20 protein-coding genes and 3 tRNA genes are annotated in these 24,563 nt (G+C 59.2%); 11 read left to right on the forward strand and 12 right to left on the reverse strand.

Annotated features, from left to right (window positions below; genetic code table 11):
* Position 1: 1 nt before the first annotated feature.
* The 3 genes from EII30_RS04030 to EII30_RS04040 all read left to right on the forward strand — a co-directional run bounded on the left by EII30_RS04030 (position 2) and on the right by EII30_RS04040 (position 4,108).
* Positions 2 to 733, forward strand: coding sequence for a thioredoxin domain-containing protein (locus EII30_RS04030; RefSeq protein WP_124886045.1), 732 nt, complete (start codon positions 2 to 4; stop codon positions 731 to 733).
* 3 nt (positions 734 to 736) lie between these two features.
* Positions 737 to 1,576 carry a cytochrome c biogenesis CcdA family protein gene (locus EII30_RS04035; protein WP_124886046.1) on the forward strand — a complete coding sequence of 280 codons (840 nt, stop codon included), beginning with the start codon at positions 737 to 739 and terminating at the stop codon, positions 1,574 to 1,576.
* 177 nt (positions 1,577 to 1,753) lie between these two features.
* Positions 1,754 to 4,108 carry a metallophosphoesterase family protein gene (locus EII30_RS04040; RefSeq protein WP_158608652.1) on the forward strand — a complete coding sequence of 785 codons (2,355 nt, stop codon included), beginning with the start codon at positions 1,754 to 1,756 and terminating at the stop codon, positions 4,106 to 4,108.
* Positions 4,109 to 4,190: 82 nt separating this feature from the next.
* Here EII30_RS04040 and EII30_RS08880 read toward each other — a convergent pair whose 3' ends face one another.
* The 4 genes from EII30_RS08880 to EII30_RS04055 form a co-directional block, all read right to left on the reverse strand.
* Positions 4,191 to 4,328 (reverse strand): hypothetical protein, encoded by a 138-nt coding sequence (locus EII30_RS08880; protein ID WP_158608653.1) that lies wholly within the window; start codon positions 4,326 to 4,328, stop codon positions 4,191 to 4,193.
* A 67-nt stretch (positions 4,329 to 4,395) separates the two neighbouring features.
* Positions 4,396 to 4,473, reverse strand: a tRNA-Val gene (locus EII30_RS04045).
* A gap of 10 nt (positions 4,474 to 4,483) precedes the next feature.
* Positions 4,484 to 4,554: transfer RNA gene (locus EII30_RS04050), tRNA-Cys, on the reverse strand.
* Positions 4,555 to 4,592: 38 nt separating this feature from the next.
* Positions 4,593 to 4,665 (reverse strand) — tRNA-Gly (locus EII30_RS04055).
* A 237-nt stretch (positions 4,666 to 4,902) separates the two neighbouring features.
* Between EII30_RS04055 and EII30_RS04060 the strand changes: the two genes are divergently transcribed.
* Positions 4,903 to 5,901 (forward strand): hypothetical protein, encoded by a 999-nt coding sequence (locus EII30_RS04060; RefSeq protein ID WP_124886048.1) that lies wholly within the window; start codon positions 4,903 to 4,905, stop codon positions 5,899 to 5,901.
* Positions 5,902 to 5,959: 58 nt separating this feature from the next.
* On the opposite strand, the gene EII30_RS08970 is transcribed toward EII30_RS04060, so the two are convergent.
* Both EII30_RS08970 and zapE read right to left on the reverse strand, forming a co-directional pair.
* Positions 5,960 to 6,631, reverse strand: coding sequence for a hypothetical protein (locus EII30_RS08970; RefSeq protein ID WP_199731561.1), 672 nt, complete (start codon positions 6,629 to 6,631; stop codon positions 5,960 to 5,962).
* A gap of 54 nt (positions 6,632 to 6,685) precedes the next feature.
* Positions 6,686 to 7,759 carry a cell division protein ZapE gene (gene zapE, locus EII30_RS04070; RefSeq protein WP_233569271.1) on the reverse strand — a complete coding sequence of 358 codons (1,074 nt, stop codon included), beginning with the start codon at positions 7,757 to 7,759 and terminating at the stop codon, positions 6,686 to 6,688.
* A gap of 127 nt (positions 7,760 to 7,886) precedes the next feature.
* Between zapE and EII30_RS04075 the strand changes: the two genes are divergently transcribed.
* Genes EII30_RS04075 through EII30_RS04090 form a run of 4 tightly spaced genes read left to right on the forward strand, consistent with a single transcriptional unit; the run spans position 7,887 to position 13,137 of the window.
* A complete protein-coding gene (locus EII30_RS04075) occupies positions 7,887 to 8,489 on the forward strand; it encodes a DUF3000 domain-containing protein (RefSeq protein WP_233569272.1) in 603 nt (200 codons plus the stop codon).
* 23 nt (positions 8,490 to 8,512) lie between these two features.
* On the forward strand, positions 8,513 to 9,754 hold the full coding sequence (locus EII30_RS04080) for an HRDC domain-containing protein (protein ID WP_124886049.1): 1,242 nt from the start codon (positions 8,513 to 8,515) through the stop codon (positions 9,752 to 9,754).
* 56 nt (positions 9,755 to 9,810) lie between these two features.
* Positions 9,811 to 11,013 (forward strand): thiolase family protein, encoded by a 1,203-nt coding sequence (locus EII30_RS04085; protein ID WP_124886050.1) that lies wholly within the window; start codon positions 9,811 to 9,813, stop codon positions 11,011 to 11,013.
* Between the two features lie 6 nt (positions 11,014 to 11,019).
* The gene (locus EII30_RS04090; RefSeq protein WP_124886051.1) at positions 11,020 to 13,137 is read left to right on the forward strand and encodes a 3-hydroxyacyl-CoA dehydrogenase NAD-binding domain-containing protein; all 2,118 of its coding nucleotides are present in this window, start codon (positions 11,020 to 11,022) and stop codon (positions 13,135 to 13,137) included.
* A 196-nt stretch (positions 13,138 to 13,333) separates the two neighbouring features.
* On the opposite strand, the gene acnA is transcribed toward EII30_RS04090, so the two are convergent.
* From acnA to dut, 4 genes are all read right to left on the reverse strand, one after another.
* Positions 13,334 to 16,030, reverse strand: coding sequence for an aconitate hydratase AcnA (acnA, locus tag EII30_RS04095; RefSeq protein WP_124886052.1), 2,697 nt, complete (start codon positions 16,028 to 16,030; stop codon positions 13,334 to 13,336).
* 186 nt (positions 16,031 to 16,216) lie between these two features.
* On the reverse strand, positions 16,217 to 16,873 hold the full coding sequence (locus tag EII30_RS04100) for a DUF3159 domain-containing protein (RefSeq protein WP_124886053.1): 657 nt from the start codon (positions 16,871 to 16,873) through the stop codon (positions 16,217 to 16,219).
* A 29-nt stretch (positions 16,874 to 16,902) separates the two neighbouring features.
* Positions 16,903 to 17,631 carry a DUF3710 domain-containing protein gene (locus EII30_RS04105; RefSeq protein ID WP_124886054.1) on the reverse strand — a complete coding sequence of 243 codons (729 nt, stop codon included), beginning with the start codon at positions 17,629 to 17,631 and terminating at the stop codon, positions 16,903 to 16,905.
* Positions 17,632 to 17,798: 167 nt separating this feature from the next.
* The gene (gene dut / locus EII30_RS04110) at positions 17,799 to 18,230 is read right to left on the reverse strand and encodes a dUTP diphosphatase (RefSeq protein ID WP_199731562.1); all 432 of its coding nucleotides are present in this window, start codon (positions 18,228 to 18,230) and stop codon (positions 17,799 to 17,801) included.
* 61 nt (positions 18,231 to 18,291) lie between these two features.
* On the opposite strand from dut, the gene EII30_RS04115 reads away from it, so the two are divergent.
* The gene (locus tag EII30_RS04115; protein ID WP_158608654.1) at positions 18,292 to 18,762 is read left to right on the forward strand and encodes a DUF3093 domain-containing protein; all 471 of its coding nucleotides are present in this window, start codon (positions 18,292 to 18,294) and stop codon (positions 18,760 to 18,762) included.
* An 88-nt stretch (positions 18,763 to 18,850) separates the two neighbouring features.
* Here EII30_RS04115 and EII30_RS04120 read toward each other — a convergent pair whose 3' ends face one another.
* Positions 18,851 to 19,144: a DUF4193 domain-containing protein gene (locus tag EII30_RS04120; RefSeq protein ID WP_124886057.1), complete on the reverse strand. Its 294-nt coding sequence runs from the start codon at positions 19,142 to 19,144 to the stop codon at positions 18,851 to 18,853.
* A gap of 231 nt (positions 19,145 to 19,375) precedes the next feature.
* Here EII30_RS04120 and sepH point away from each other — a divergent pair, with 231 nt between their 5' ends.
* Entirely contained in the window at positions 19,376 to 20,794 is a 1,419-nt protein-coding gene (sepH, locus tag EII30_RS04125; RefSeq protein ID WP_158608655.1) for a septation protein SepH, read from the forward strand.
* A 21-nt stretch (positions 20,795 to 20,815) separates the two neighbouring features.
* Here the strand turns inward: sepH and EII30_RS04130 are convergent, their stop codons facing one another.
* Positions 20,816 to 21,922, reverse strand: a complete 1,107-nt coding sequence (locus EII30_RS04130) for an alkaline phosphatase family protein (RefSeq protein WP_124886059.1) — start codon at positions 21,920 to 21,922, stop codon at positions 20,816 to 20,818.
* A gap of 42 nt (positions 21,923 to 21,964) precedes the next feature.
* Between EII30_RS04130 and EII30_RS04135 the strand changes: the two genes are divergently transcribed.
* Positions 21,965 to 24,529, forward strand: a complete 2,565-nt coding sequence (locus tag EII30_RS04135) for a DNA topoisomerase (ATP-hydrolyzing) subunit A (RefSeq protein WP_124886060.1) — start codon at positions 21,965 to 21,967, stop codon at positions 24,527 to 24,529.
* Positions 24,530 to 24,563: the final 34 nt, after the last annotated feature.

Consider the following 24,563-nt stretch of genomic DNA (forward strand, 5'->3'; position numbering starts at 1 on the left):
TGTGAACACCGCAGAGAACAGCAACAGAAATTTGAAGCGACTGGTTTTCGCACTCTTCGGCGTTGTCGTGGTTTTGGCCGCGCTGCTGATTGTGCAGCTCACTCGCCAGTCTCCGGCAACACTAGAAAACCAGCCGTCAACAGGCACAACCGCGGATGCCGCGAAGGGTGATAGCGCCAGCGGCGGCAATGCCGGGCAGGTAAGCACACACCCCGCAGCGATGACTATCGGCGACCCGGACGCACCGGTTGTGCTGCGGGAGTGGGTTGATATGGGCTGCCCTTACTGTGCCCTGTTTACCACCGACACGCTGCCAACACTAATTTCCGAGTATGTTGACACCAAGCAGGTTCGCATCGAAGTGAATGTTGTTTCCTTCTTCGGCGAGGGATCCGACCGCGGCGCCGTGGCTGCCCACGAGGCCGCTGACCAGGGACGTTTCAAGGAGTTCCTTGACGTCGTGTACGCGGCAGCCCCGGAGGGTAAACACCCGGATCTCACCGAGGCAGAACTGGTTGAGTTCGCGAAACAGGCTGGGATTAAAGACATTACGGCTTTTGAGGCGGCGCTTGCGGATCCTGCAAACCTGGCACGTGTGCAGAAAGAAACCGCAGCCGCCCAAGCTGTCGGTGTCACCAGTGTGCCGTTCTTTGCAATCGGTAATCAGGGAATTGCTGGCGCGCAGCCGGTCAGCGTGTTCCGTGATTTTATTAGCTCACAGGGCGGCAGTTAAACCGTGCAGCTGACACTGCTCGGTGCTTTCGTGGGCGGGGTGCTAACGCTGTTAAGCCCCTGCTCGGCGATGCTGCTACCCGCGTTTTTCGCCTACGCCTTTAACGCGCCCGGCAGGCTGGTTCAGCGAACCCTCGTGTTCTTTCTCGGGCTCTGCACAACCCTTGTGCCGCTCGGTGTGCTCGCTTCATCGCTCGGCGCGCTGCTCAATCAGCATCGTTTCCTGCTGGTGAATCTCGGCGGTGCGCTGTTAATCGTGCTCGGTCTGGTGCTGCTTTTTGACATTCAGCTGCCGATAATCGGCAGGCTGTTTGGTGCGAGCAGATCACAGGTGAGACAGGGAACGGGTGCCGCCGCCGTGTTTGCTCTCGGCACAATCTACGGGCTCGCGGGCGTTTGCGCGGGTCCGCTTCTCGGTGCCGCACTCACCTTCGCGGCTTTCTCCCCCAGTGTGTTCAGCGGTGCGCTGATCCTTGCGGTGTTCGCGCTCGGAATGACCGCGCCGTTGCTGCTGCTCAGCCTGCTGTGGCAGCGGGTGCCCGCGATCCGCGACCTGGTAAGGCCTAGAGAGATTAAAATCGGGCGTATCCACACAACCCTGACCGCTGTAATCGGCGGGCTTCTAACCATCGCCGTGGGTGTTTTAATGATTGTTTCCCGAGGCACAACCGCGCTCGGCGGACTGCTGCCAACGGCAACACAGTCGCAGCTTGAAAACTGGGTGCTGGAGCACACAAACGCCGCACCGGGCTGGCTGTTCCCGGTTATTGCCGCTGCTGTTTTGCTTGGCTATTTTGGGTCGCGGATCCTTTACAAGCGGCGCCTTGTAGCACCTGACAAATAACGCATCAATTCCCCCGCTGCTCTATTTAAAACTACGGGTCAAAGCGGTTTTTAGTTTCTTCCTGGGCTCTCTGTTTGTTAGTATTTAACCAGCGTGCTAACCGCTGTTTACTGTGATGTTAACGCCGGTTAAAACGTAATGGTTACAGTGTGGTTGTCATTACCAGGAAGGAACACCTTGAAAACCCGATCCCTATCTCAGCGGCGTGCAGCCGCTGTCACCGTGGCGGTTACCGCTACCCTCTGTGGCGCGCTGGCACTAAGCCCCGCTGCCGCCGCGGCAACAGAACCCGTGCCGCCGACTGACCCGTCAACCGCAGCCGGTGCAGCGACAGCGGGCGAAACCCCGGCAGTTAGCGAGGCTGCCCCAGCGCCCGCTGCGAACCCGAACGGCGCACCAGCTAGCGGCTCTGCAGCAGTAGCAGCTCCGGCTGACGCGGCCACCCCAGGAGCGCCAAGTGGCACACCAGACACAGCACCAGACAACCCAGGCGCTAACAACCCGGGTGCCACCGGGGTGAGCCCTGGGGATCCGGGGGTTAATGACGGCGGCGGTAGCGGATCCACCGACGCAACCGCGGCAGAAAGCACTGCGCCGCAGCCTGATCCCGCTCGCGATCTAAAGAATGTTGATACGCGGATCACAAACGTGGTGCTGGGGGTAGGATCCACCAACTCGGAACGCTACCTGGTTTGGTACACAGACCTTGCCCACTCTACCGCGCCGGTTGTTGAGGTGATCCGCCACGACCAGCTTGTTAACGGTCAGTTCCCGGAGGCTGGGGCGACCCGGTATGACGGTGCGCAGATTGTTTCGATCCACTCTGGGCAGGGTAAATCGCGCGGATTTGAGGCGTTCAGCAACAAAACCGTGTTGCGTGATCTCGCGCCGGACACCCGCTACAGCTACCGTATCGGAGACGGTAGCATCTGGCTCGGGCAGTGGAGTTTCACTACCGAGGCGATTAAGAACGATTGGAGTTTCTTCTACTTTGGTGACGCGCAGATCGGCGCAAAATCCGGTTATCGGAACGCTAATCCGATGGAATCAAGCCTGCAGGGTGACGCCGACGGTTGGCAGCAGACCCTGAACGTGGCAACCGAGAAATACCCGTGGATCCGCACCATGGTCTCAGCCGGTGACCAGATCGAATCGACCAACAAGATCAAACAACACGAGTATGACAGCGTTAAGAACCCGACCGAGCGGGAATATCTCGGATACACAGCGCCAAATCAGCTCAAGGAGCTGCAGCACGCAGTAAGTCATGGCAACCACGACTGGTACTACGGCGCCGAGGATACATACACTGAGCACTGGAACATTCCTAACTACGATGAGCAGACAATGAACTATTGGTGGGGGCAGAACAACGTACTATTCCTACATCTAAACACAGAGTTCAATCGCGAACAGCACGCTCCGCTTCATGATTCATGGATGCAGAAGATCATCGCCGAGCAGGGCAGCAAGTATCAGCACATCGCGGTTGTGATGCACCGCCCGCTCAACTCGGTTGGTGACTTCCACTCGGTTTCACCCGCAACCGATCGGGTGCGGCGAGTGTTTGGGCCGCTCTTGAAAAAACACGGGATCAACATTCTTTTCACCGGTCACGACCACACCTATTCGCGCTCACACCCGGTAGATAACTACTACCCTGGTGTCTTTAAGGACGGCGAGTGGACCGGTGCAACAGGTAATTATTACAACCTTGGAACAGGCGATAACGCGCCCAAGGAAATCTATCTAACCGGTGACCAGTTCGTGTCGATTGTGGCAAACTCCTCGTCCGGCTCGAAATACTACGATGTGCACCAGACCGCAAACCACGTCTACACCGCGGTTATTAACCAGGACTATGTTCCCGAGTACACGGTTGTTGATGTCACCCAGTGCTCACTCACCTACCGCACGCACCGCGCCCAGGCGGTTGGTGCGCACGCGCTGCACAGCATTGTCGACGAGTTCAAGGTCTACCTGCCGTATGCTCGTCCAACCCTGGCAGCAATGCCGGACATCACCGTCACCCAATCTGAGGCAGCACGTCTGAACCTCACCGCTGATGTCACAAGCAGTGTCTGCTATCCCGAAAAATACCCGGTTGTTGTCTCCGGCAGCATTAACACCGAGCTGTTGAACACGCCGCAAACCGTCGAGTACGCGATCGCCCCGGGCACACCGTGGGAGGTTAAACAGAGCCGCACCGTGACGGTTGTGGCGGATCCGCTGGCCCCGACAACCTCGCAGACACCTGCCTCAGCACCCACTGCCGCAGCACCCGGCGAGTCTAGCGTCGAGACGGTAACACCGCGTGCTGCTGAGCCCGGCGTCACGGCAGCCGTGAGCGCTGGCGGTGAGGGCGCGGATGCGCGCCCGGCAACCAGCGGCAGCCACAGCGCCTCACAGCCTGCTGGGCTGGCAAAAACCGGCGCAGCAGCTGGCGATGTAACACTCGCGGCTCTGGTTGCCGCGGCACTGACTGTTCTCGGCGCAGGCTCGCTTTTGCGGCGACGCCAGCAGCAGGGCTAGGCAGCCGCAGTAAAATCAACGCGATCCGACACGGAAAGTCTGACGGGGTGGCACACTGGATAACCGGTGTGTCACCCCGCTGCTACGACAGCGGGTAGCGCAGCCGGAATCGCTCAACAACAATTGGTACAGCAGGGGGCAGCTCCGGCAAAGCGCGCCTAGCAGCAGTCCAAAACTCTGCAACCGCCTCGGCGGTGTGTGGATCAGTGTTGTCTGTCACGGTTAAACTCCCCTGTTAAAACCGGGAACACCAAAAGAGCCTTTCAGCCCGGGTGTTTTGGAAGAAGTGGTGGGCGATACTGGATTCGAACCAGCGACCTCTTCCGTGTCAAGGAAACGCGCTAACCAGACTGCGCCAATCGCCCTAAAAAGGAGAGGTGGCGACGGGATTCGAACCCGTGTATACGGCTTTGCAGGCCGCTGCCTCGCCTCTCGGCCACGCCACCGCAGTGGTTGCCACTACATATTGGTTTTAGAAAACCAGAGCGGATGACGAGACTCGAACTCGCGACCCTCACCTTGGCAAGGTGATGCGCTACCAACTGCGCTACATCCGCATTTCATCGCGGGGCTGTGCCCTGCAACTTCATCTACTATAGTGCGGTTTTTTCAGATTCTCAAATCTCCGCAAAGGGGCGGCGTGTCGAGCGTGTTTTCACCGTCTTTTCACGCCGCTCGCAAACAGTCCTTGACCGCCCGATTTTGCGTACCGGGGCGACACCGGAGAAAGAAATTAACAGCTACCTGTGGCAGCTTCCATAAACATTTAAGAATTACAGTGCAAACTAGGTTATATGAGTTCAAAAGTGCGCAAGGTAATCAAACGCGCCTTTTGGCTGACCCTGGTGAGCCTGCTTATCGCCTCCGGGGTTATTGCTTACATCAACCGGGTTGAGATCCAAAACCGCATCAACGCGGCAAACTATCACCCAGACGAGGTGATGTTAAACGTCATTGAGAGTATTTCCCTAACCGACAAGGGCGATCTGCTGATCCGATCCACCCACCCGAATATCACCGACGGCGAAAACTTTAGAAACAACTGCTCCAAGGTGGACCACTCGGAGAACGGGCACATTCTCGGCTGTTACCTGCCGGACAGTCACGAGATCCACCTGCTGCTCGTCACCGATGAGCGCCTGAAGGGCATCGTTGAGGTGACGGCCGCTCACGAGATGCTGCACGCCGCCTGGGCGCAGATGCCCGACAATTTCCGGCACCGGCTCTCGAAGCGGATCAAAAACTACTACGACGGCATCAAAGACAGCAACCCGGTGCTCGCCGAGCGGATGCAGGTGTATGAGCATCTGAAACAGCGCGACTTCGTCAACGAACTGCACAGTGTGCTCGGAACCGAGGTTGCGGAACTGCCCGACTGGCTGGAGGAGCACTACGCGCAGTGGCTGAAGAACCGCAAACAGGTTGTTGAGCTCTACGAAAACTACCGCCAAATCTTCGTTGACCTGCAAAACGAGGCGGACGAGCTGCAGCGGCAGATGAAGGAGCAGCGCGCGGACATTGAGGCGCGCTCAGAGGCATACAAAACCGCGGTCGCAGACTTTAACGCGGCGGTTGTGACCTTCAACACCGACGTCGAAAACGGCCGGTACGACAACGACCGCGATACCCAGCGGCGGATCGCAAACGACCTCACCCAGCAAAAGACCGCGCTGGAGGCAACCGGCGAGGCGATTAACAGTGACATCGCCGACTACGAGGAGAAACGGCAGCGCCTGCTGGAGATCAGCGAAATCTCCGGTGAGCTCTACCGCAACCTCGACTCAATCGACTAGATGGCGACGCCAAATCCCCTAGGGCCGCAAAATCGCCTAGCGCCACAAGCCTCGACCCCTAGAGCTTTCGACCGTGCACAGCGGAAACAGCCTGCAACGCCTGCTGATACTGCTGCAGGGTGACAAGATCGCCCTCGCGTCGCATCCCGTGCGTTGTGACGCGCAGCAGCCGCTCCGGGTTCAGGTAGCTGTCGCGGTTTTGCGGATCCCATCCCCCGCGCCCGATCGCGGCAAAACCCTGATGATACTTCGAGGAGAGGTAGCAGGCGGCAACGCTTGTGTCGTCAATCCGACCGAGCACCAGCACCGGCCGATCCTTCCCGCGTCCGTCATTCTCGGCGTAGGGCACCCAGGTCCACACAACCTCGCCCGGATCGGGGTCACCGTCGGGGTTTGGGGCATAACCGGTGCGGATCCGAGAAAGCTCCGCCGCGCTCAGATCGCGGGTTGCGGTGCTGCCATAGCGGCCGGGGGTTTCTGAGGCGAGGACGGTGGATCCACCAGCGCGCTCGCCGTTTTGGCCAGCGCCCCTGGAACCACTGTTTGTGTTACCGGACAGCCCACCGAGCACCTGCTCGATGGTGCTCTGAATACCGCCGAGACCACCGCTGTTGCTACTGCCTGAACCGTAGCCGCCGCGAGAGGACTGTGAACCGCTGTTGCCTCGGTTGCGCATATAGTCGGTGACAATACTCTTACCGATTTTGAACAGCATACTCTTCAGACTCATGGACCTCTCCAGGGGTTAGTCAGGACGTTTACGCGACAAGTTTGCTAGATCAGCTTATGATTCGGCTGTGAGAGCGTTTGCGCGTGACATGCAGCGCAGGTATTTCTTGCGGTAACCGCCGTCGAGCATTCCGCCGCCAAAGATCATGTTCAGTGGCACACCCGAGGAGATAATGGGGATTTGTGCGTCGTAGACACGGTCGATGAAGGCGACAAAGCGCAGAGCCGCTGACTGGTCGGTGAGCTCAAAAACGTCGCTCAACGCGATCGTTTCAACACCGTCAAGCAGCGCCGCGTAGCTTGACGGGTGCACTGTTTTCAGGTGGTCGAGCAGCTGCTCGAAACCGTCATTGCTGACGATCTTGCCGTTCTCGGCGGCGGTAGAAACAGCGTCCGCAAACTCGGCGTCGCCGTAAACCTTTGCTGCACCCTCCAGGTGGCGCTGCCGATAGTCTTGACCGTCGATTCTCAGGGTCACAAACTTATCGCTCATCGCCTGAATCTCCCGCAGGAAGTCGGCGGCGGCAAAGCGTCCCTCACCGAGCGCGTTGGGCGGGGTGTTGGAGGTTGCGATAATCTTCGTGCCGGACGAGGTGAGATCCTTAATCAGACGGGTCATCAGCATTGTGTCGCCCGGATCATCGAGCTCGAACTCGTCAATGCAAACCAGCTTCGCACCGCGCAGCGCGTTAACCGCGCCGTCATAGCCGAGAGCACCAACCAGCGCCGTGTACTCAATAAAGGTGCCGAAGTATTTGCGACCGGCCTGGCTGTGCCACGCAGCAGCCAAAAGGTGGGTTTTACCAACACCGAAACCACCGTCGAGATAAACACCCGGCTTGGTGATCGCCGCTGAGCTGTCCTGCGCCGCGCTCGCCTCAGCCGCAGCCGCCTTCTTCTTACGCCCGAAGCCGAAGAATCCGCCGCCACCACTCGGCTGCGCAGCTTTAGCGCCGCTTGTGAACTTGCGCAACAGATCCCGTGCCTGCCCCTGCGAGGGGTGATCGGGATCCGGCCGATAAGAATCAAAGGTTGCCTCGGCAAACTGCGGAGGCGGGGTCATCATAGCTACGAGCTGTTCGCCAGAAACACGCGGGTTTCGCTCAACGATCCTGATAGTTTTAGTCACTCAAACAAGTTTATACCCCGCCAGCGTGAAGCAAAACAACCACCGTGAAATCGCCCCGCGGCGGGCACAATCTAAAATGGCGGCGTGGCTAGAGCATAAATTAAGCCGCGCTGGTCATACTGTGTTTGTGACCACAACCCACCAACTACTGCCAACCGCCTTTGTGGCGGCGAGCGAGCGGATCCGCACCGCCAAGATTCGTAGCGAGCTCAGCGTCCAAGAGATTGCGGCCCCGGAGCAGATCGCTCCCCACGCTATCGCGCTCGGTGCCGGTGTTTCACTCACCGGTGAGGAGGCAAGTCTCGATTCTGTGCACGGGGCGGGACGGCTGATTCTGCTGCACGATCCGAAAATGGCCGCTGAGTGGGGCAACGAGTTCCGGTTTGTCTGTTACGCGCAGGCTCCTCTGGAGATTGAGATTGGCACGGATCCGTTTATCGCGGATGTTGCCTGGTCGTGGCTAACCGACGCTCTCGACGACCGCGGCGTGAAATATACAGCGATCGCCGGCACCGCGACGAAAACCATTTCAACCGGTTACGGGCAGCTATCACACCAGCCAGACGGCGCACAGCTGCAGCTGCGGGCATCGTGGACACCGCTGGAAACAGACTACGAGAACCACGTTGAGGCGTGGTCGGAGTTGCTCTGTTTAATCGCCGGTCTCCCCCACGATGAGGGGCTGACCTCGCTTGATGCGCACCGCCACAAACAACAAACACAACACTAGAGACTAGAGACAATAAGGGATTTATGAGACAGCAGTCTGATCTCAGCTTCAGCTGGCAGCTGATTACAACACAGCAGCAGCTGGATGAAGCGATCCGCGATTTGGCGGGCGGATCCGGTCCCCTCTATGTTGATACGGAGCGCGCCTCCGGGTTCACCTACTCTAACAGCGCCTGCCTGATCCAGATCGGCAGGAAGGGCGCACCAAATCTGCTGATTGATCCCTTCCAGATAAATAATTTTGGTGGGCTTGCCGAGCTATTTGCGAGCAGCGAGTGTGTGCTCCACGCCGCCTCCCAGGATCTCCCCTGCCTCGCCGAGCTCGGCCTCACCCCTGAACTCCTCTGGGACACAGAACTCGCTGCCAGACTGCTCGGTTTAGAGACCGCGTCACTCGGCGGACTGTGCGAGCTGCTGCTTAATCTCGAGCTGGAGAAAGCATACTCGGGGGTTAACTGGTCCACCCGCCCGCTGCCCGAGGAGTGGCTTGAGTATGCCTGCCTCGATATTGTTGTGCTGCCGGAGCTGCATCACGCGCTCGCGAGCGAGGCGGTAAAGCAGGGGAAAACAGACCGGCTAACGCAGGAGTTTCAAAACGCCCTGACGAAGAAACCGAAACCGCCGAGGGCTGAGCCGTGGCGGCGGGTGAAGGGGCTTGGTTCGCTAACGCTTCCTCGAAGCAGGGTGATTGCGCTGGAGCTGTCCCGTGAACGGGATGCTTTTGCTCGCGAGTTTGATATTGCGCCGTCCCGGGTGCTGCCCGACTCATCGATTATTGTTGCGGCGCAGGCTCTTCCCCGGTCGATCGAGAATCTGGAGCGGCTGCGTGGTTTCCGTGGCGCCTACAGCAAAAGCGAGATTGCTCGCTGGTGGCGGGCAATTCTGCGCGCAAAGAAAGCACCGCTTGACAGTTTCAAGCGGGAGCCGCTGCGTGGACACTACAGCGGTGAGCTGACTGAGACGGCCGAGGACGGATCCGCACCCCGCCAGATACCACCGCAGGTGCAGTGGGAGCGACGCAACCCCGCCGCCCTCAAGCGCCTGCAGCTGTTACGCGAGGAGCTTAATCAGGCCGCCGAGTCTGAGGGCATTGAGGCGTGGCTGCTGCTGGACGCGCAGACGCAGCGTGAGGTCTGCTGGGAACCCGCCGGTGTCAGTGTTAACGCGATCACTGAACAGCTGCGTGACCTCGGGGCGCGCGACTGGCAAATCACCAGGGTTGCCCCAATTATTTCGAGAGTTTTCAGCAAGATCGTGGCAAAATAGTAGTACGATTCACAGTCCCGGCGCACACCCGCGCCACAACACACATAGGAGGCAAAGTGGCCAGCTCACGAAAGGTAGTTTTCGTTGATGGAGTGCGCACGCCGTTTGGTCGTGCGGGCGAAAAGGGAATGTATTGGCAGACCCGCGCAGACGATTTGGCGGTGAAAGCCACACAGGGGCTGCTGCAGCGCAACCCGGAGCTCCCGCTCGAAGAGATCGACGACGTCGGCATCGCGGCAACTACCCAGCAGGGCGACCAGGGTCTCACCCTCGGCCGCACCGTTGGTGTGCTCGCCGGGCTGCCACTGTCCGTCCCAGGTTTCGCGCTCGACCGAATGTGTGCCGGCGCGATGACAACCACGGCGCTGCTGAGCGGATCCATCGCCTCCGGCATGTATAACGTTGCGCTCGCGGGCGGTGTTGAGCACATGGGCCGTCACCCGATGGGCTTTGATGCGGATCCAAACCCCCGCTTTGTTGCGGAGAAACTCGTTGCGCCTGACGCGCTGAACATGGGAATCACAGCGGAGCGTCTGCACGACCGCTTCCCGCACCTGACCAAGCAGCGGGCGGACCAGTTTGCGATGGCGAGCCAGCAGAAGGTGCAGGCCGCATACGACCGCGGCGATATTCAGCCTGACCTGGTGCCGGTTGCGATCCGCACAGCTAACGGCTGGGGTCTTGCAACCGAGGATGAGGGTCGCCGCCCAGAGACAACGCTTGAGGGTCTCGCCGGTTTGAAGACCCCGTTCCGCCCGCACGGTCGAGTCACCGCGGGTAACGCTTCCCCGCTGACCGACGGCGCAACCATGGCGCTGATCGCTGGCAGCGACACCGCCAAGCAGTTCGGGCTTGGCACCAAGATGATCCTGCGCAGCTGGGCGTTCGCCGGTGTGCAGCCGGAGGTTATGGGTCTCGGACCTGTTCCGGCAACCGAGAAGGCGCTGAAGCTCGCAGGTCTTGACATCACAGACATTGGACTGTTTGAGCTGAACGAGGCGTTCGCCATCCAGGTGCTGTCGTTCACCGACCACTTCGGTATCGACGATGACGATCCGCGCGTTAACCCGTGGGGTGGCGCAATCGCTCTCGGTCACCCGCTCGCATCAAGCGGTGTGCGCCTGATGATTCAGCTGGCACGCCAGTTTGAGCAGCGCCCAGACGTACAGTTCGGTGTCACAGCAATGTGTGTTGGTCTCGGACAGGGCGGATCAATGATCTGGGAGAACCCACACTTTGACGGCAAGAAGAGAAAGTAACGGGCAATGACTGACTACACAAAGATTGACTTCTCTGGACTGGTTGCAGCCTCAGCGGATGAGGTTGTTACCGAGGCGCTCAGCCAAGACATTAAGCTGCCATCCGGTGCGAAGCTGCTGTTGATAACACTCGACAACGGCCGGGATCACAAGCGTCCCAACACGCTCGGCCCTCGCAGCCTGGAGTCACTGCAGAACGCGATTAACACCGCTAGGGAGCGTGCCGCGGCGGGCGAGATTCAGGCGGTTGCTGTCACCGGTAAACCGTGGATTTTTGCGGCCGGCGCTGACCTGTCAAAGGTGAGCACCCTTGCAACCCGCGATAACGCACTGCTGATGGCACAGTACGGTCACCACGTGCTCGGCCAGCTGAGCAACCTCGCTGTGCCGTCGTTCGCGTTTGTTAACGGCCTGGCACTCGGCGGCGCAATGGAGATCGCGCTCAACTGTAACTACCGCACGGTTGACGAAACCGCTGCCGCGCTCGCCTTCCCCGAGGTGTTCCTCGGCATTATCCCCGGCTGGGGTGGCGCAACGATTGTGCCGAACCTGATCGGAATCGAAAAAGCGATCGAGATTATTGTCTCGAACCCGCTGAAGAACAACCGGATGCTGAAGCCTCGCCAGGCGTACGAGCTTGGCCTGTTCGACGAGATCTTTGGCGCGGCAAGCTTCCTGGAGCAGTCGCTTGCCTGGGCGGATCGCGTTATCACCGGTGAAATCAAGGTTAAGCGCAGTAATGAACCGGGTAAGCTGGAGCGTCTGACCAAGTGGCCGCTCGCGATTAAAATCGCCCGCGATACACTGCGCGGCAAACTCGGCACCGCGGCTAAAGCACCGTATGTTGCGCTTGACCTGCTCGCTGCCGCCAGTGACGGCAAGATTGAGAAGGGCTTCGAGCGTGAGGATCAGGCACTCGCTGAGCTGATCTCCAGCGACCAGTTTAAGGCGTCAATCTACGCCTTCGATCTGGTGCAGAAGCGCGCAAAGAACCCGGCGGGCGCACCTGACAAGTCGCTCGCGCAGCCGATTAAGAAGGTCGGCATTATCGGTGCCGGTTTAATGGCGAGCCAGTTCGCGCTGCTGTTTGTGCGGAAACTGCGTGTCCCTGTGCTGATCACCGACCTGGATCAGGCTCGCGTCGATAAGGGCGTCGCCTATATTCACGGTGAGATTGACAAGCTGCTCGGCAAGGGCCGTATCGACTCTGACACCGCAAACCAGTTGAAGGCGCTTGTGCACGGCACAACCGACAAGTCTGAGTACGCGGACTGTGGCTGGGTTATTGAGGCTGTTTTCGAGGAGCTCGGCGTTAAACAGACCGTCTTTAAGGAGATTGAGCCGATCATCTCCCCGGAGGCGATTATCGCAACCAACACCTCTTCCCTGTCAGTTGCCGAGATCGGTTCGGTGCTGAAGCACCCTGAGCGACTGCTCGGCTTCCACTTCTTCAACCCGGTTGCGATTATGCCGCTGGTTGAGGTTGTGCGCGTCGATTCAACAAGCGATGAGGCGCTTGCAACCGCCATGAATGTTGCAAAACTGCTAGGCAAGAGCGCCGTTATTACAGCGGATCGCCCAGGCTTTGTGGTTAACCGGCTGCTCGCCAAGATTATGGGTGAGCCTGCTCGCGCAATCGATTTTGGCACTCCGATGGAGACTGTTGAGCGCTCACTTGACCCGATCGGCCTGCCGATGGGACCGTTTGAGCTGATCGACCTTGTCGGTTGGAAGGTTGCAGCCCACGTGCAGGACACAATGGTTGCCGCCTTCCCGGAGCGTTTCTACGCAACCGAGAGCCTGCACAGGCTCGCCGAGGTTGAGGATCCGCTGGTGAAGAACAAGCACGGCAAGGTTGAGGCGTTTACAAGCGCCGGCGCTAAAGCCGTGAAAACCGAGAAGTCGCCGCTCACAAGCGAGGAGATTCAGCAGCGTGTTGAGGATGAGCTCGCGAAGGAGATCAAGATTATGCTCGACGAGGGCGTGGTCGCGGCAGCTGAGGACATTGACCTCTGCCTGATTCTCGGCGCTGGCTTCCCGTTCCAGGCCGGTGGCATCACCAAATACCTGGATCGTGTGGGTGCTTCAGAGCGGGTTAACGGTAAGAAGTTCCACGACGAATAAACCCGTCTAAAACACTAAAAAGTGGGAGTGTAAAGCAATTTTACACTCCCACTTTTTGCTTGCCCCGGGCCTCGCGCGGGCGATGGCTGCACCGGCCGCCACCGGTCACTGTCAGCCACCGCACGGGCCGCCAGTCAGTGCCGGTCGCGGCACCGCCCGGCTACTAACCAGCTGCGGTGCCGCGCGGCTTTACCGGCTAGACGAGTGAGCGCAGCACATACTGCAGGATGCCGCCGTTGCGGTAGTAGTCTGCCTCACCCGGTGTGTCGATGCGAACAACCGCGTCAAACTCGGTGACGGTGCCGTTCGGGTGGGTTGCTTTCACGCTAACGGTTTTTGGTGTGCGTCCCTCGTTCAGTTCGGTGATACCGCTGATGTCGAAGGTTTCGGTGCCGTCAAGCCCGAGCGAGTCTGCGCTCTCGCCTGCCGGGAACTGCAGCGGCAAAACACCCATACCGATCAGGTTTGAGCGGTGGATCCGCTCGTATGACTCGGTGATAACCGCGCGCACACCGAGCAGCGCGGTGCCCTTTGCTGCCCAGTCACGGGATGAACCGGATCCGTACTCTTTACCGCCGAGCACAACCAGCGGAATACCCGCAGCACGGTAGTTAACGGCTGCGTCGTAGACTGCCGCCTGCTCTCCCCCGTTGGTGAAGTCGCGGGTGAATCCACCCTCAACGCCGTCAAGCAGCTGGTTCTTGATGCGAATGTTGGCGAAGGTGCCGCGGATCATCACCTCGTGGTTACCACGACGTGAACCGTAGCTGTTGAAGTCCTTCGGTGAGACACCGTTCTCGGTGAGGTATCGACCTGCCGGGGTGTCGGCGCGGAATGATCCAGCCGGTGAAATGTGGTCGGTTGTTACCGAGTCGCCGAGCTTCAAAAGCACCCGAGCGTTTGCAATATCGGTGACAGGAGTGGTTTCGACTGTCATACCCTCGAAGTATGGCGGTTTGCGGACGTAGGTTGAGTCCTGATCCCAGGCGAAGGTATCACCGAGCGGGGTTTCAAGGTTCTGCCAGCGCTCGTCACCGTCGAAGATGGTGTCGTATTTGCTCTTAAACATCTCGGTGTCGATTGACTCGTCGATGATCTGCTGCACCTCACCCGAGTCTGGCCAGATCTCACGCAGGTAGACGTCGTTACCGTCTGGATCCTGCCCGAGCGGTTCAGTCTCGAAGTCGAAGTCCATTGAACCGGCAAGCGCGTAGGCGATAACCAGCGGCGGTGACGCCAGGTAGTTCATTTTCACGTCAGGGTTGATGCGACCCTCAAAGTTGCGGTTGCCCGACAGCACAGCGGTTGCCGCGAGGTCGTTCTGCTGGATCGCCTGTGAAATCTCGGCCTCCAGCGGGCCAGAGTTACCGATACAGGTGGCACAGCCATAACCGACAGTGTAGAAGTTGATCGCCTCAAGGTCCTTCAACAGACCGGACTTCTCGTAGTAGTCGGTAACAACCTTTGAGCCCGGTGCGAGCGAGGTTTTAACCCACGGCTTTGAGGTCAGTCCGCGCCTAACCGCGTTCCTCGCGAGCACACCGGCCGCAACCATCACTGACGGGTTGGAGGTGTTGGTGCAGGAGGTGATTGAGGCGATGGAGACGAGGCCGTGGTCGATCTCGAACTCCCTGCCGTCGGCGGTGGCTACCGGGATCCGCTGCGAAGGCCGCCCGATGCCCTTAACGTCGCTGCTGTCTGAAACATAGTTGACCAGGTCGCTGCGGAACTGCTCCTTGGAGCCGCTCAGCTCGATCCGGTCCTGCGGGCGTTTAGGGCCTGCGATTGACGGCACAACGGTTGACAGGTCAAGCTCCAGGTACTCAGAGTAGTGTGCTTCCTGCGATGGATCGTGCCATAGCCCCTGCTTCTTAGCGTACTCGCGCACCAGCTCAATCTGCTGTTCGTCACGACCGGTGAGGCGCAGGTAGTCGAGGGTGACCTCGTCGATTGGGAAGATCGCGGCGGTTGAACCAAACTCGGGGCTCATGTTACCGATGGTTGCGCGGTTTGCGAGCGGCACAGAGCCTACGCCCTCGCCGTAGAACTCAACAAACTTGCCAACAACGCCGTGCTGACGCAGCATCTGGGTGATGGTCAAAACAACGTCGGTTGCGGTTGCGCCCGCCGGGATTTTACCGGAGAGCTTGAAGCCAACAACGCGCGGGATCAGCATCGAAACCGGCTGGCCGAGCATCGCAGCCTCCGCCTCAATACCGCCAACACCCCAGCCGAGCACGCCGAGACCGTTAACCATGGTTGTGTGCGAGTCGGTTCCCACACAGGTGTCTGGGTAGGCGCGAAGCACACCATCAACCTCGCGGGTCATAATAATCCGAGCCAGGTACTCGATGTTAACCTGGTGGACAATACCCATGCCCGGCGGCACAACCTTAAAATCATCAAACGCGGTCTGGCCCCAGCGCAGGAACTGGTAGCGCTCACCGTTGCGCTGGTACTCAATATCCATGTTGCGCTCTACGGCGTTGGCGGATCCAAACACATCGATCTGCACGGAGTGGTCAATAACCATCTCAGCCGGGGCGAGCGGGTTGATGCGCTTCGGGTCACCACCGAGATCGGCGACTGCCTCACGCATGGTTGCAAGGTCAACAACACACGGCACGCCGGTGAAGTCCTGCATAATTACGCGGGCAGGGGTGAACTGAATCTCGGTGTCTGGCTGGGCGTTAGGATCCCAGTTGCCGAGCGCCCGAATGTGTTCGGCTGTGATGTTGGCACCATCCTCGGTGCGCAACAGGTTCTCCAGCAGCACCTTCAGGCTGTATGGAAGCTTTTCTGAGCCAGGCACCCTGTCGAGGCGATAAATCTCAAAACTATTACCAGCGACGCTCAGCGTGTCTTTAGCATCAAAGGTGTTTACCTTGCTCATCTGTATCTCCGTTTTCCGTTGTGGGGTTGCAAGCTGTAACAGCGACACAACATATTTTGATGTCAAGATAATTCTACACCCGTTTTGGGTGGTCACTTGACACCTCAGATCAGCGTGTTTTCAAGCGAAACCCGGGATACATCTGATGAAGGCGCGGCTAACTTAAAAGTTAAAACCGTGGCCTGTTTAGCGCTTCTTCAGCGCGCTCGCGAAGATTTGCCAGGTCGCGAGCACAAACAGTGCGTAGAGCGGCACACCCATCACCAGGCGTGCAACGCCCAGCGCCTCAACCGCGCCGGCGTAGTAGAGCGGTAACTGCACAGCGAGTCTCGCCGCAAACAGCAGGATCCACGCGAGAGTGCAGATAACCGAGGTTTTAAAGATCAGCCGGTCTTTGCGCCAGCCCTTATAGTCACCGGTGAAAGCCCCGACGATAACACCGAGCAGCGGCCAGCGCACCAGCAGTGAGACGGTGAGGATCGTGATCCACGCCGCGTTAATCCAGAAACCAGGCTCGTAGTAGGCGACCGCGTTGCCGTTCCAGAGCATCCACACCGCACAGAAAACCACCGCGATAACCGCCGAGATTGCGGGCATCAAGGGTTCTTTGCGGATCAGCCTGACCAGCAGCAGCACAAGCGCAACAGCGCCAGCAGCAATTGCGCTCCACAGCGCCTGTTTAGTGAACGAGTAGCTGAGCAGGAAGAGAATACCCGGCGCCGAGGTTTCAATAAAGCCCCGCACACCCCCGACCATTGCAACAACGTCGGAGGTGTTTGCCTGTTTGCCTGCCATCGCCTCGCCGACGGCGGCAGCAACGCCGGATTTTGGTTTCTCAGCCATGCTCTGTGTTCTTTTGCTTCTTATGCTTCTTAGCTCTCGATTGCGGTCTCAGCTGTGTCACCCTCTGGTTTTCCAACCGCGGCCGGCACCTTCAGCGGCAACAGCTCACTCGGCGGCATCGGGTTCTCACCGCGCACAACCACGGTGTCACGGAAGATCGCAGAGATTGCGGCGGCCTTTTGCGGATCCACCGCAGCAGGCCCAACAATAACGCCGCGCAGCATCCAGCGCGGGCCGTCAACACCAACAAAGCGCACGGTCTGCGCCTGGCCGTTTTCACCCTGCTGGGCGGCAACGAGCAGCTCCGGGCCGAACTCGCCCTGCTGCTCCTTCACGGTTGCGTTCTGTGCGCGCAGTCCCTGCTGCAGCTGCTCACGCACCGAGTGCCAGAGACCCTTCGATTTGGGGGCCGCGAACGCCTGCAGCTGCAGAACTGAGCCGTCAAAGTCGAGCGACACGGCCATCACCCGGTTGGTGCTCTGGTCAACATCGAGGCGGAGCCCGAGACCCTCGCGCGGCACAACCTTGATGCTGCCGAGATCCACGTACGGACGCATCTGCGGGGTTTCGGAGGCATCGTATGGGCCGTTCTCAGCGCGATCCTGCGGAGCAGATTTTGCCTCTTTCGCCGCGGCCTGCGCCGCTGCATCCTCGGCTGAGCTGTTTGCGAGCTCGCTTCCCGCTGACTTGCTGTCAACAGACTTCTTAGCGGTCGCCTTCTCGGCTGCCTGCTCTTGTTTACGTTTCTTGCCAAACATTCTTATTTAATCCTTACCTCTATACAGTCTGCCTGCAGGGGCAATAGCTATCTAATCGTACCGAATTGTGAGACCGGTGGCTACGCGGTTTGCGGATCCGTGTCAGTCACCGAGCATCGGCGGTTTTGCCTCGGCGGCTAAGGGCTTGCCTGCCTGGCTTTACCGGTTTATACACCGGTTGAGCCGAAGCCACCCTCTCCCCGATCGCTGGTCGGCAGCTCTGTCACGCTGATGAAGTTCACAGCGGGAACAGCCATAACCACCAGCTGCGCGATCCGGTCACCCTTTTTAATCTCGAAGGCGTGCTCTCTATCGTGGTTAATCAGCGGCACAAAGATTTCACCGCGGTAGCCGGAGTCAACAACGCCGGGAGCATTAAGCACCGTCACACCGTGTTTCGCTGCCAAACCGCTGCGCGGCATGACAAACAGCGCGAAGCCCTCCGGCAGCGCAACCCGCACACCGGTTGGCACAAGTGCCCGGTCACCGGGCTGCAGAACAAAATCCGCTGCCGCCTTCAGATCGGCTCCCGCGTCACCCGGTTTTGCGTAAACCGGCGCCTCCTCGGCAACCAGTTGAATATCTACTGAATTAGTCACCATCACAGCCTAGCTGATAACGCTCAGCTTTCTCTGTGATTCGACTTAGATAATTGGTTCTGTGAATAACAGCAAAACCCTTTATAAAGAGCGCCTCTGGGCAACCCCCTGGCTTTATGTGATCACGCTGCTGTTAGTGCCAGCTGTTGCGTTAATGCTGATGCCACTCAACCGCACACTCGGGCTGGTGCTTGCGCCGCTTGTCTATGCGATTGTGGCTGTTTTATTAACCGTGTCAGCGCCGCGAGTTACTGTTACAGAAAAAGAGTTCACCGCAGGTTACGCCAATATTCCCGTGACGTACCTCGGTAATATCACCGTGCTAAACCGTGATGAGCGGCAGGTTGCTATCGGCCCGGGCGCCGATGCCCGTGCGTTTATGCTGCTGCGCAGCTGGATACCCACCTCGCTGAAGATTGAGAACACGGATCCGACGGATCCAGCCCCCTACTGGCTTATTTCAACCCGCAAGCCAGAGGAGCTGCGAAGCGTTTTAACAAGCGCCGCTGCGAACGCGGCAAAAACCCGCTAGCGCGGTTGACGCTTTAATTAGGCTGCGCCGCCCTAGAAAACAGGCTGCGCCGTCGTGGCGCGCACTCGCGTAAATCAGTTGTGTGCGGTTAGGCTGCGCACTCGCGGCAGACCGGGCCGAACTCGCCCTGGTGATCGAGCTGTGACTGGTGTCGAACAATAAAGCAGCTCATGCAGGTGAACTCGTTGTCCTGCTGTGGCACAACAACCACGTCCAGCTCAACGTTGGAGAGATCGGCACCGGCAAGCTCGAAACCGCTGTTGTCGGATTCGTCAACATCAATTGAGGTTGCCTGGTTGTCGCTGCGGCGCTCCTTCAGCGCCTCAATTGAGTCAGTCTCATCTTCGGCTGATTTACGTGGGGCATCGTAGTCAGTCGCCATAAAATTTCCCAATTCTCTCGTGTTTAGCAAAACTAAGGTATGCCGCCATATTATTACCGACTATTTTTCAAAATGCAACTTTGACACTGCTTGACCGTAATCTTTATCCGCGAAACAGACTGCATTTTTGCTCAATTAATCCTCACAGTTTGGCGCGTTACCCAGACAGTCACAAGAAAAGCTGTAACACTTATTTATAGATTAACCGGCTAAAGAGAGTGGGACATGGCAATGGAAGAACTTGGATTTGACCGCCGAGAGGGAAACACACTCATCTTCTTTGACGCTTCAGGAACCGAGTTTGAACTGGTCGCCGACGAGGCGCTGCTGCACGAGGTTCGTGCCGCTGTGCGAGCAAACCAGGCACCGAGTTCCGTCAGCGCCGCACAGGTGCAGGCGCTGCTGCGTCAGGGTAATAGCCGAGCCGAGGTTGCTCTGCAGCTGGGCTGCGATCCAGCCGATGTTGAGCCGTATGAGCACCCGGTGATCGCCGAAATCGAGTTCACGGTTTCGCGCGCCAAGCAGGCGCAGGTTCGTGTCACCGGTCACGGAGCCGACGCAACCCAGGAGTTCGGCGATGTGCTCACCGACCGCCTCCGCAAAATCGGTGCCGACCAGATTAACTGGACTGCCCGCAAAGACCTGGAGCTCGGCTGGCAGGTGCTGCTCGAGTTTGTTCTGCAGGGTCAAACCCGCACCGCTATCTGGAACTTTGAACTGCCAACCCAGACTCTCACCCCCGCAAATCAGGACGCCGTTTCCATCACCAAACAGGGTAACGTCGCTGACGCGCTCATCCCGAAACTGCGCGCGATTAACACCGACCAGGTTGATGGCGAGGCTGCCAGCGGCGGCGCTGACGGATCCACCGCGGAGAGCGAGGAGGACAGCGCAGACGACGCTGACGGGTTTCAACCCGACGAGCACGACACACTAGATTTCCCACAGCTTGATGAGCAGCTGCTCGACCACACCAAACGCCTGGTGCAGCAGTCGGCAACCAGCAACGCCGAGAACGCTTTCGGTGATGCCGCAACCGGCAGGGCTGGTGAGGACCGCGCCGCCGAATCATCCGAGACACAGGATCTGCTTGATGCGCTGCGTCGCAAGCGCGGCGGCCGGGCGGGTGGATCCGGGCACCCCGCAGCTGGTCACACCGATGCCGAAATTGCTGAGACACCGCTGCCGAATCCCGACTCGCTGCCCGAGTTTAGGGAGGCGCAGCAGGCCGCTGCTCAGGTATCTGATGTGCAGCCCGAGCTAGACAGCGCTTTTGCCGGTGCTAACAGCGGCGAGGCGTTCAGTGTTTTCGACGAGTCAGAGTTTGACGACTCCGAGTTTGAGCCGTGGAACATCACCGGTGTGAACGGTAACACTGCCGAAAACGGCGGCGATGGATCCGTTAGCCCGCAGACCCCGGGTAACTCAACCGCCGAAATATATCTGGAGGGTACAGCGGTTACGGAGCCGCCGAGTGACGAGCCCGCAGCCAATCAGCCAGCCCCGGATACAGCAGCAGGAGCGGGCTCTGGCGCGGGCGCTAAAGCAGACGGTAACGCGGGCTCGGCAGCTAAGAAGCGCCGCCGCAAGGCGATGCCGAGTTGGGACGATATTCTCTTCGGCACTCGCAGCGACGAGGATCCGAGCTAACCCCGAAGGACCTAAGCTAGCCTAAAACTGCCCCGGCTGAAATGCCCCGGCGGTTATCACGGGCACGCCGCGCTCAACATCATCAAAACCGCCGTGGTGGCCGAGCAGATTAAACATGCCCGGCTCCTCCTGGCGTGTCATATAGAGAATCCGTTTCCGCGGAACCAGCACAACATCGCCGATCCGGCGAGCCACCTCGTCGGCGACACTCCCCCACAGGCCCGTGCTGATCCAGTCCTGTCTTGTGCCAACCCAGGCGTTTTTCCTCTCGCTGTTTCGCAGCCGCTCAGTCACCTCAGCGGCGTCTGCCGGATCCGCCAAATAGAGCATTCTAAACCGAGGCTCGCCGCCAACCTTCTCAACGCCCTCGGTTAGTCCCTCATCCTCGAGCACCCTGCCAGTGACGGCGGGGTCTAACTGCAGCATACCGTGATCGGCGGTGATTAAAACTCCGATGCCGCCCGGGAGGCTGCGCAAAAAATCGCCGAGGGCGGTGTCAAACTGTTCAAGCCAGTAAGCCCACTCATTACTGTCGGGGCCGAACTTGTGGCCTGCGCGATCCAGCTCGTCAACATAGAGGTAAATGAGTTTACTGCCGTCCTGACGCACAAGCTCGCTCGCCTCGGCAAAGCGATCGGTTATCGTTGCCGCTGGCAGGTAGTGTGCGCCGGTTAAAACCGCCCGGGTAAAACCTCCGTGAGCGTGATTGGGCCTGCCAATCGCGTATGCGTTTACATCTTGCTCAGCCGCCCGCTCGAACACAGTTTCAGCAGGCTGCCAGTCCCTCACCCGCTCAATCTCACCCCAGTCGCTTAAACACTTGGTGATTGTGCCAGTGCTGGGATTTTTGATGCGATAGCCGATTAACCCGTGCTGCCCGGGCAGAACGCCGGTTGTGAACGCGGTGATCGCGGCGCAGGTTGTGCTGGGCGCAACCGTCTCGATCCGTTTGCGACTCAGCTGACGCAGGTTCGGGGCGTGAGCGAGCCGGTCTTTCAGGTTTGCCCACCCGAGACCGTCAACAACGATCATCACCGCCGTTTTCACCTCACCGCTAACAACTTGCTGCAGAGCGGTTTCGCTGAGCGCGGCTAGTCTCTGCCCGTTATCTGAAATCACAGGTAGCATATACATATCGTATCGATCATAACTGACAGGAACTAGCAGAGTTTGACCAGCACAACAGCAATCACACCGGCTGATGAACGCATCGAGGATATTGACATATCCTCAGAACTCGAGACCTCGTTTCTAGAGTACTCGTACTCGGTTATTTACTCCCGTGCTCTGCCTGACGCGCGCGACGGCCTGAAGCCTGTGCAGCGGCGGATCATCTACATGATGGGTGATATGGGGCTCCGCCCAGACAAGGGTCACGTGAAAAGCGCCCGCGTTGTCGGTGAGGTGATGGGTAAGCTGCACCCGCACGGTGACAGCGCCATCTATGACGCGCTGGTTCGGCTCGCACAGCCGTTTGCGATGCGCACCCCGCTGGTTGACGGTCACGGCAACTTTGGTTCCCTGGATGACGGCCCCGCGGCATCTCGTTACACGGAGGCGAGGCTCGCTGCGGCGGCGCTGGAGATGATCCGCGACCTCGATGAGGACGTTGTTGATTTCGTCCCAAACTACGATGATTCGCACCAGCAGCCCGCGGTTTTGCCGAGCGCCTTCCCCAACCTGCTGGTTAACGGCGGCAGCGGTATCGCGGTTGGTATGGCGACCAATATGGCGCCGCACAATCTCGCGGAGGTGATTGCCGGGGTCCGCCACCTGATGGCCCACCCGGACGCAACCCTCGACGCGGTTATGGAGCACATTCCCGGCCCCGATTTCCCGTCGGGCGGTGTGCTAACCGGTTTAGAGGGTATTCGTGAGGCATATGAGACGGGGCGTGGATCCGTCCGGGTGCGTGCCCGCGCCAATATTGAGGCGATAAATCCCCGCCGCAAAACGATTGTGATAACCGAGCTGCCCTACCAGGTTGGGCCAGAGAAGGTTATTGAGAAGATTAAACAGGGTGTGCAGGCGAAGAAGATTGAGGGCATTAGCGACCTCAACGATTTCACGGATCGCAAAAACGGCCTGAAGCTGGTTATCACCGTGAAAAGCAGTTACTCACCGGAGGCTGTTTTGGAGCAGCTCTACCGGCTCACCCCGCTGGAGAGCAGCTTTTCGATTAACAACGTCTGCCTGGTTGACGGCCAGCCGCAGACGCTCGGGCTGCTTGACCTGTTGCGTGTTTATATTGATCACCGGATCAGCGTTTTTCGCCGTCGCAGCGAGTTTAGGCTGAACCGGGCACAGGCGCGCCTGCACCTTGTGACCGGTCTGTTAATCGCGATCGCCGACATTGACGAGGTTATTCAGGTTATCCGCAGCAGCGACAACTCGGAGAGCGCGAAATCTCGGCTGATGCAGATTTTCGACCTGTCAGAGGCGCAGGCGGAGTACATTCTGGAGCTGCGACTGCGCAGGCTGACAAAGTTCTCGCGGATTGAGCTTGAGGCTGAGCGTGACGAACTGGAGAAGAGCATCGCGCACCTGACACAGCTGCTCGCGAGTGAGGAACTGCTGCGGCAGACCGTCAGCGATGAGCTCGCTGAAGTTTCAGAGAAGTTTGCGGACGACCGCCGCACAACCCTGTTAAACGCGCTGACCGGGCAGACAACCGGTAAGCAGCAGCTCGGTGCGAGCCTGCGGGTTGCCGATAATCCCTGCACGGTGCTACTCTCCGCAACCGGCAGACTGCTGCGGGTTGACGCGACCCCAGAGGCAGGCGGCGATGCAGCCGGTGACGCAGTGGGCGCAGGCGCAGCGGGTGGCGAATCCGGCGCTGCCGGTGGTGACGCTGCCGGTGTGTTTGCGGGTGCCCGCCTGATCGCGCCTAGCCGCCGCACCAAACACGACGCAATTATCGGTCGCGTAAACACAACCGTCAGGGGTGAGATTGCGGCGCTAACCGAGAGCGGCCGGGTGCTAAAGTTCAGCCCCGTCGACCTGCCGAGCGCCGCACCAAACTCTGTGCAGCTCGCGGCCGGGGCAAAAATCGCCCAGTATATTGACGGCCTTGGGAAGCAGGAGCGGGTTGTTGCGCTGCTCAGTGAAGCGGATCCACGCCCCCTCGCGATTGCAACCGCGCAGGGTGTTATCAAACGGGTGGCGCCGGGTGACTGGGCGCGCGGCAATGATTTCAGTCTGATCAGTCTGCGTGACGGTGACCAGATTGTGCACGCGGCCTACGCAACAGACGATTCTGAGCTTGTGTTTGTCACCTCAAACGCGCAGCTGCTGCGCTTCGGCGCCGAACTGGTTCGGCCACAGGGCCGCGGTGCGAGCGGCATGGCGGGTATTAAGCTCGCGCCGGGCGCTGCGGTTATCAGCTTCAACGTGGTTGCCGCAGAGCAGGAGTGCCTGGTTGCGACCTTCGCTAAAGAGGCCGCGACCGCGAACGAGACACTGTTTGACACAGCGGGCCGCGTCGGCAGCATCAAGCTGTCATCTCTCGCTGAGTTCCCGCCTAAGGGCAGGGCAACCGGCGGCGTTCGGGCACACCGGTTTACCGCTGGTGAGCTGGAGTTGACGGCGGCATGGGTTGGATCCGCACCTCGCGCCCTCGGGAAGGATGGCTCGCTCAGGCAGCTGCCAACCGAGCTGGCCAAGCGTGACGGATCGGGTGAGCCGGTGCAGCAGCTGTTTGAGTGCTTCGGTGACGCAATCGCAACCGAGCAATAGCGCTAACTGAGCTCCTTGCGAGTTAGCGCCAGCC

This window comes from Leucobacter sp. OH1287 (genome assembly GCF_003859945.1).
In the GTDB taxonomy this organism is placed as follows: domain Bacteria; phylum Actinomycetota; class Actinomycetes; order Actinomycetales; family Microbacteriaceae; genus Canibacter.

Bases quoted from the DNA above. Each gene is read 5' to 3' on its own strand.
- EII30_RS04060 (WP_124886048.1), top strand. From the start codon at position 4,903: ATGAGTTCAAAAGTGCGCAAGGTAATCAAACGCGCCTTTTGGCTGACC.
- EII30_RS08970 (WP_199731561.1), bottom strand. From the start codon at position 6,631: ATGAGTCTGAAGAGTATGCTGTTCAAAATCGGTAAGAGTATTGTCACC.
- EII30_RS04080 (WP_124886049.1), top strand. From the start codon at position 8,513: ATGAGACAGCAGTCTGATCTCAGCTTCAGCTGGCAGCTGATTACAACA.
- EII30_RS04090 (WP_124886051.1), top strand. From the start codon at position 11,020: ATGACTGACTACACAAAGATTGACTTCTCTGGACTGGTTGCAGCCTCA.
- acnA (WP_124886052.1), bottom strand. From the start codon at position 16,030: ATGAGCAAGGTAAACACCTTTGATGCTAAAGACACGCTGAGCGTCGCT.
- EII30_RS04100 (WP_124886053.1), bottom strand. From the start codon at position 16,873: ATGGCTGAGAAACCAAAATCCGGCGTTGCTGCCGCCGTCGGCGAGGCG.
- EII30_RS04105 (WP_124886054.1), bottom strand. From the start codon at position 17,631: ATGTTTGGCAAGAAACGTAAACAAGAGCAGGCAGCCGAGAAGGCGACC.
- EII30_RS04120 (WP_124886057.1), bottom strand. From the start codon at position 19,144: ATGGCGACTGACTACGATGCCCCACGTAAATCAGCCGAAGATGAGACT.
- sepH (WP_158608655.1), top strand. From the start codon at position 19,376: ATGGAAGAACTTGGATTTGACCGCCGAGAGGGAAACACACTCATCTTC.
- EII30_RS04130 (WP_124886059.1), bottom strand. From the start codon at position 21,922: ATGCTACCTGTGATTTCAGATAACGGGCAGAGACTAGCCGCGCTCAGC.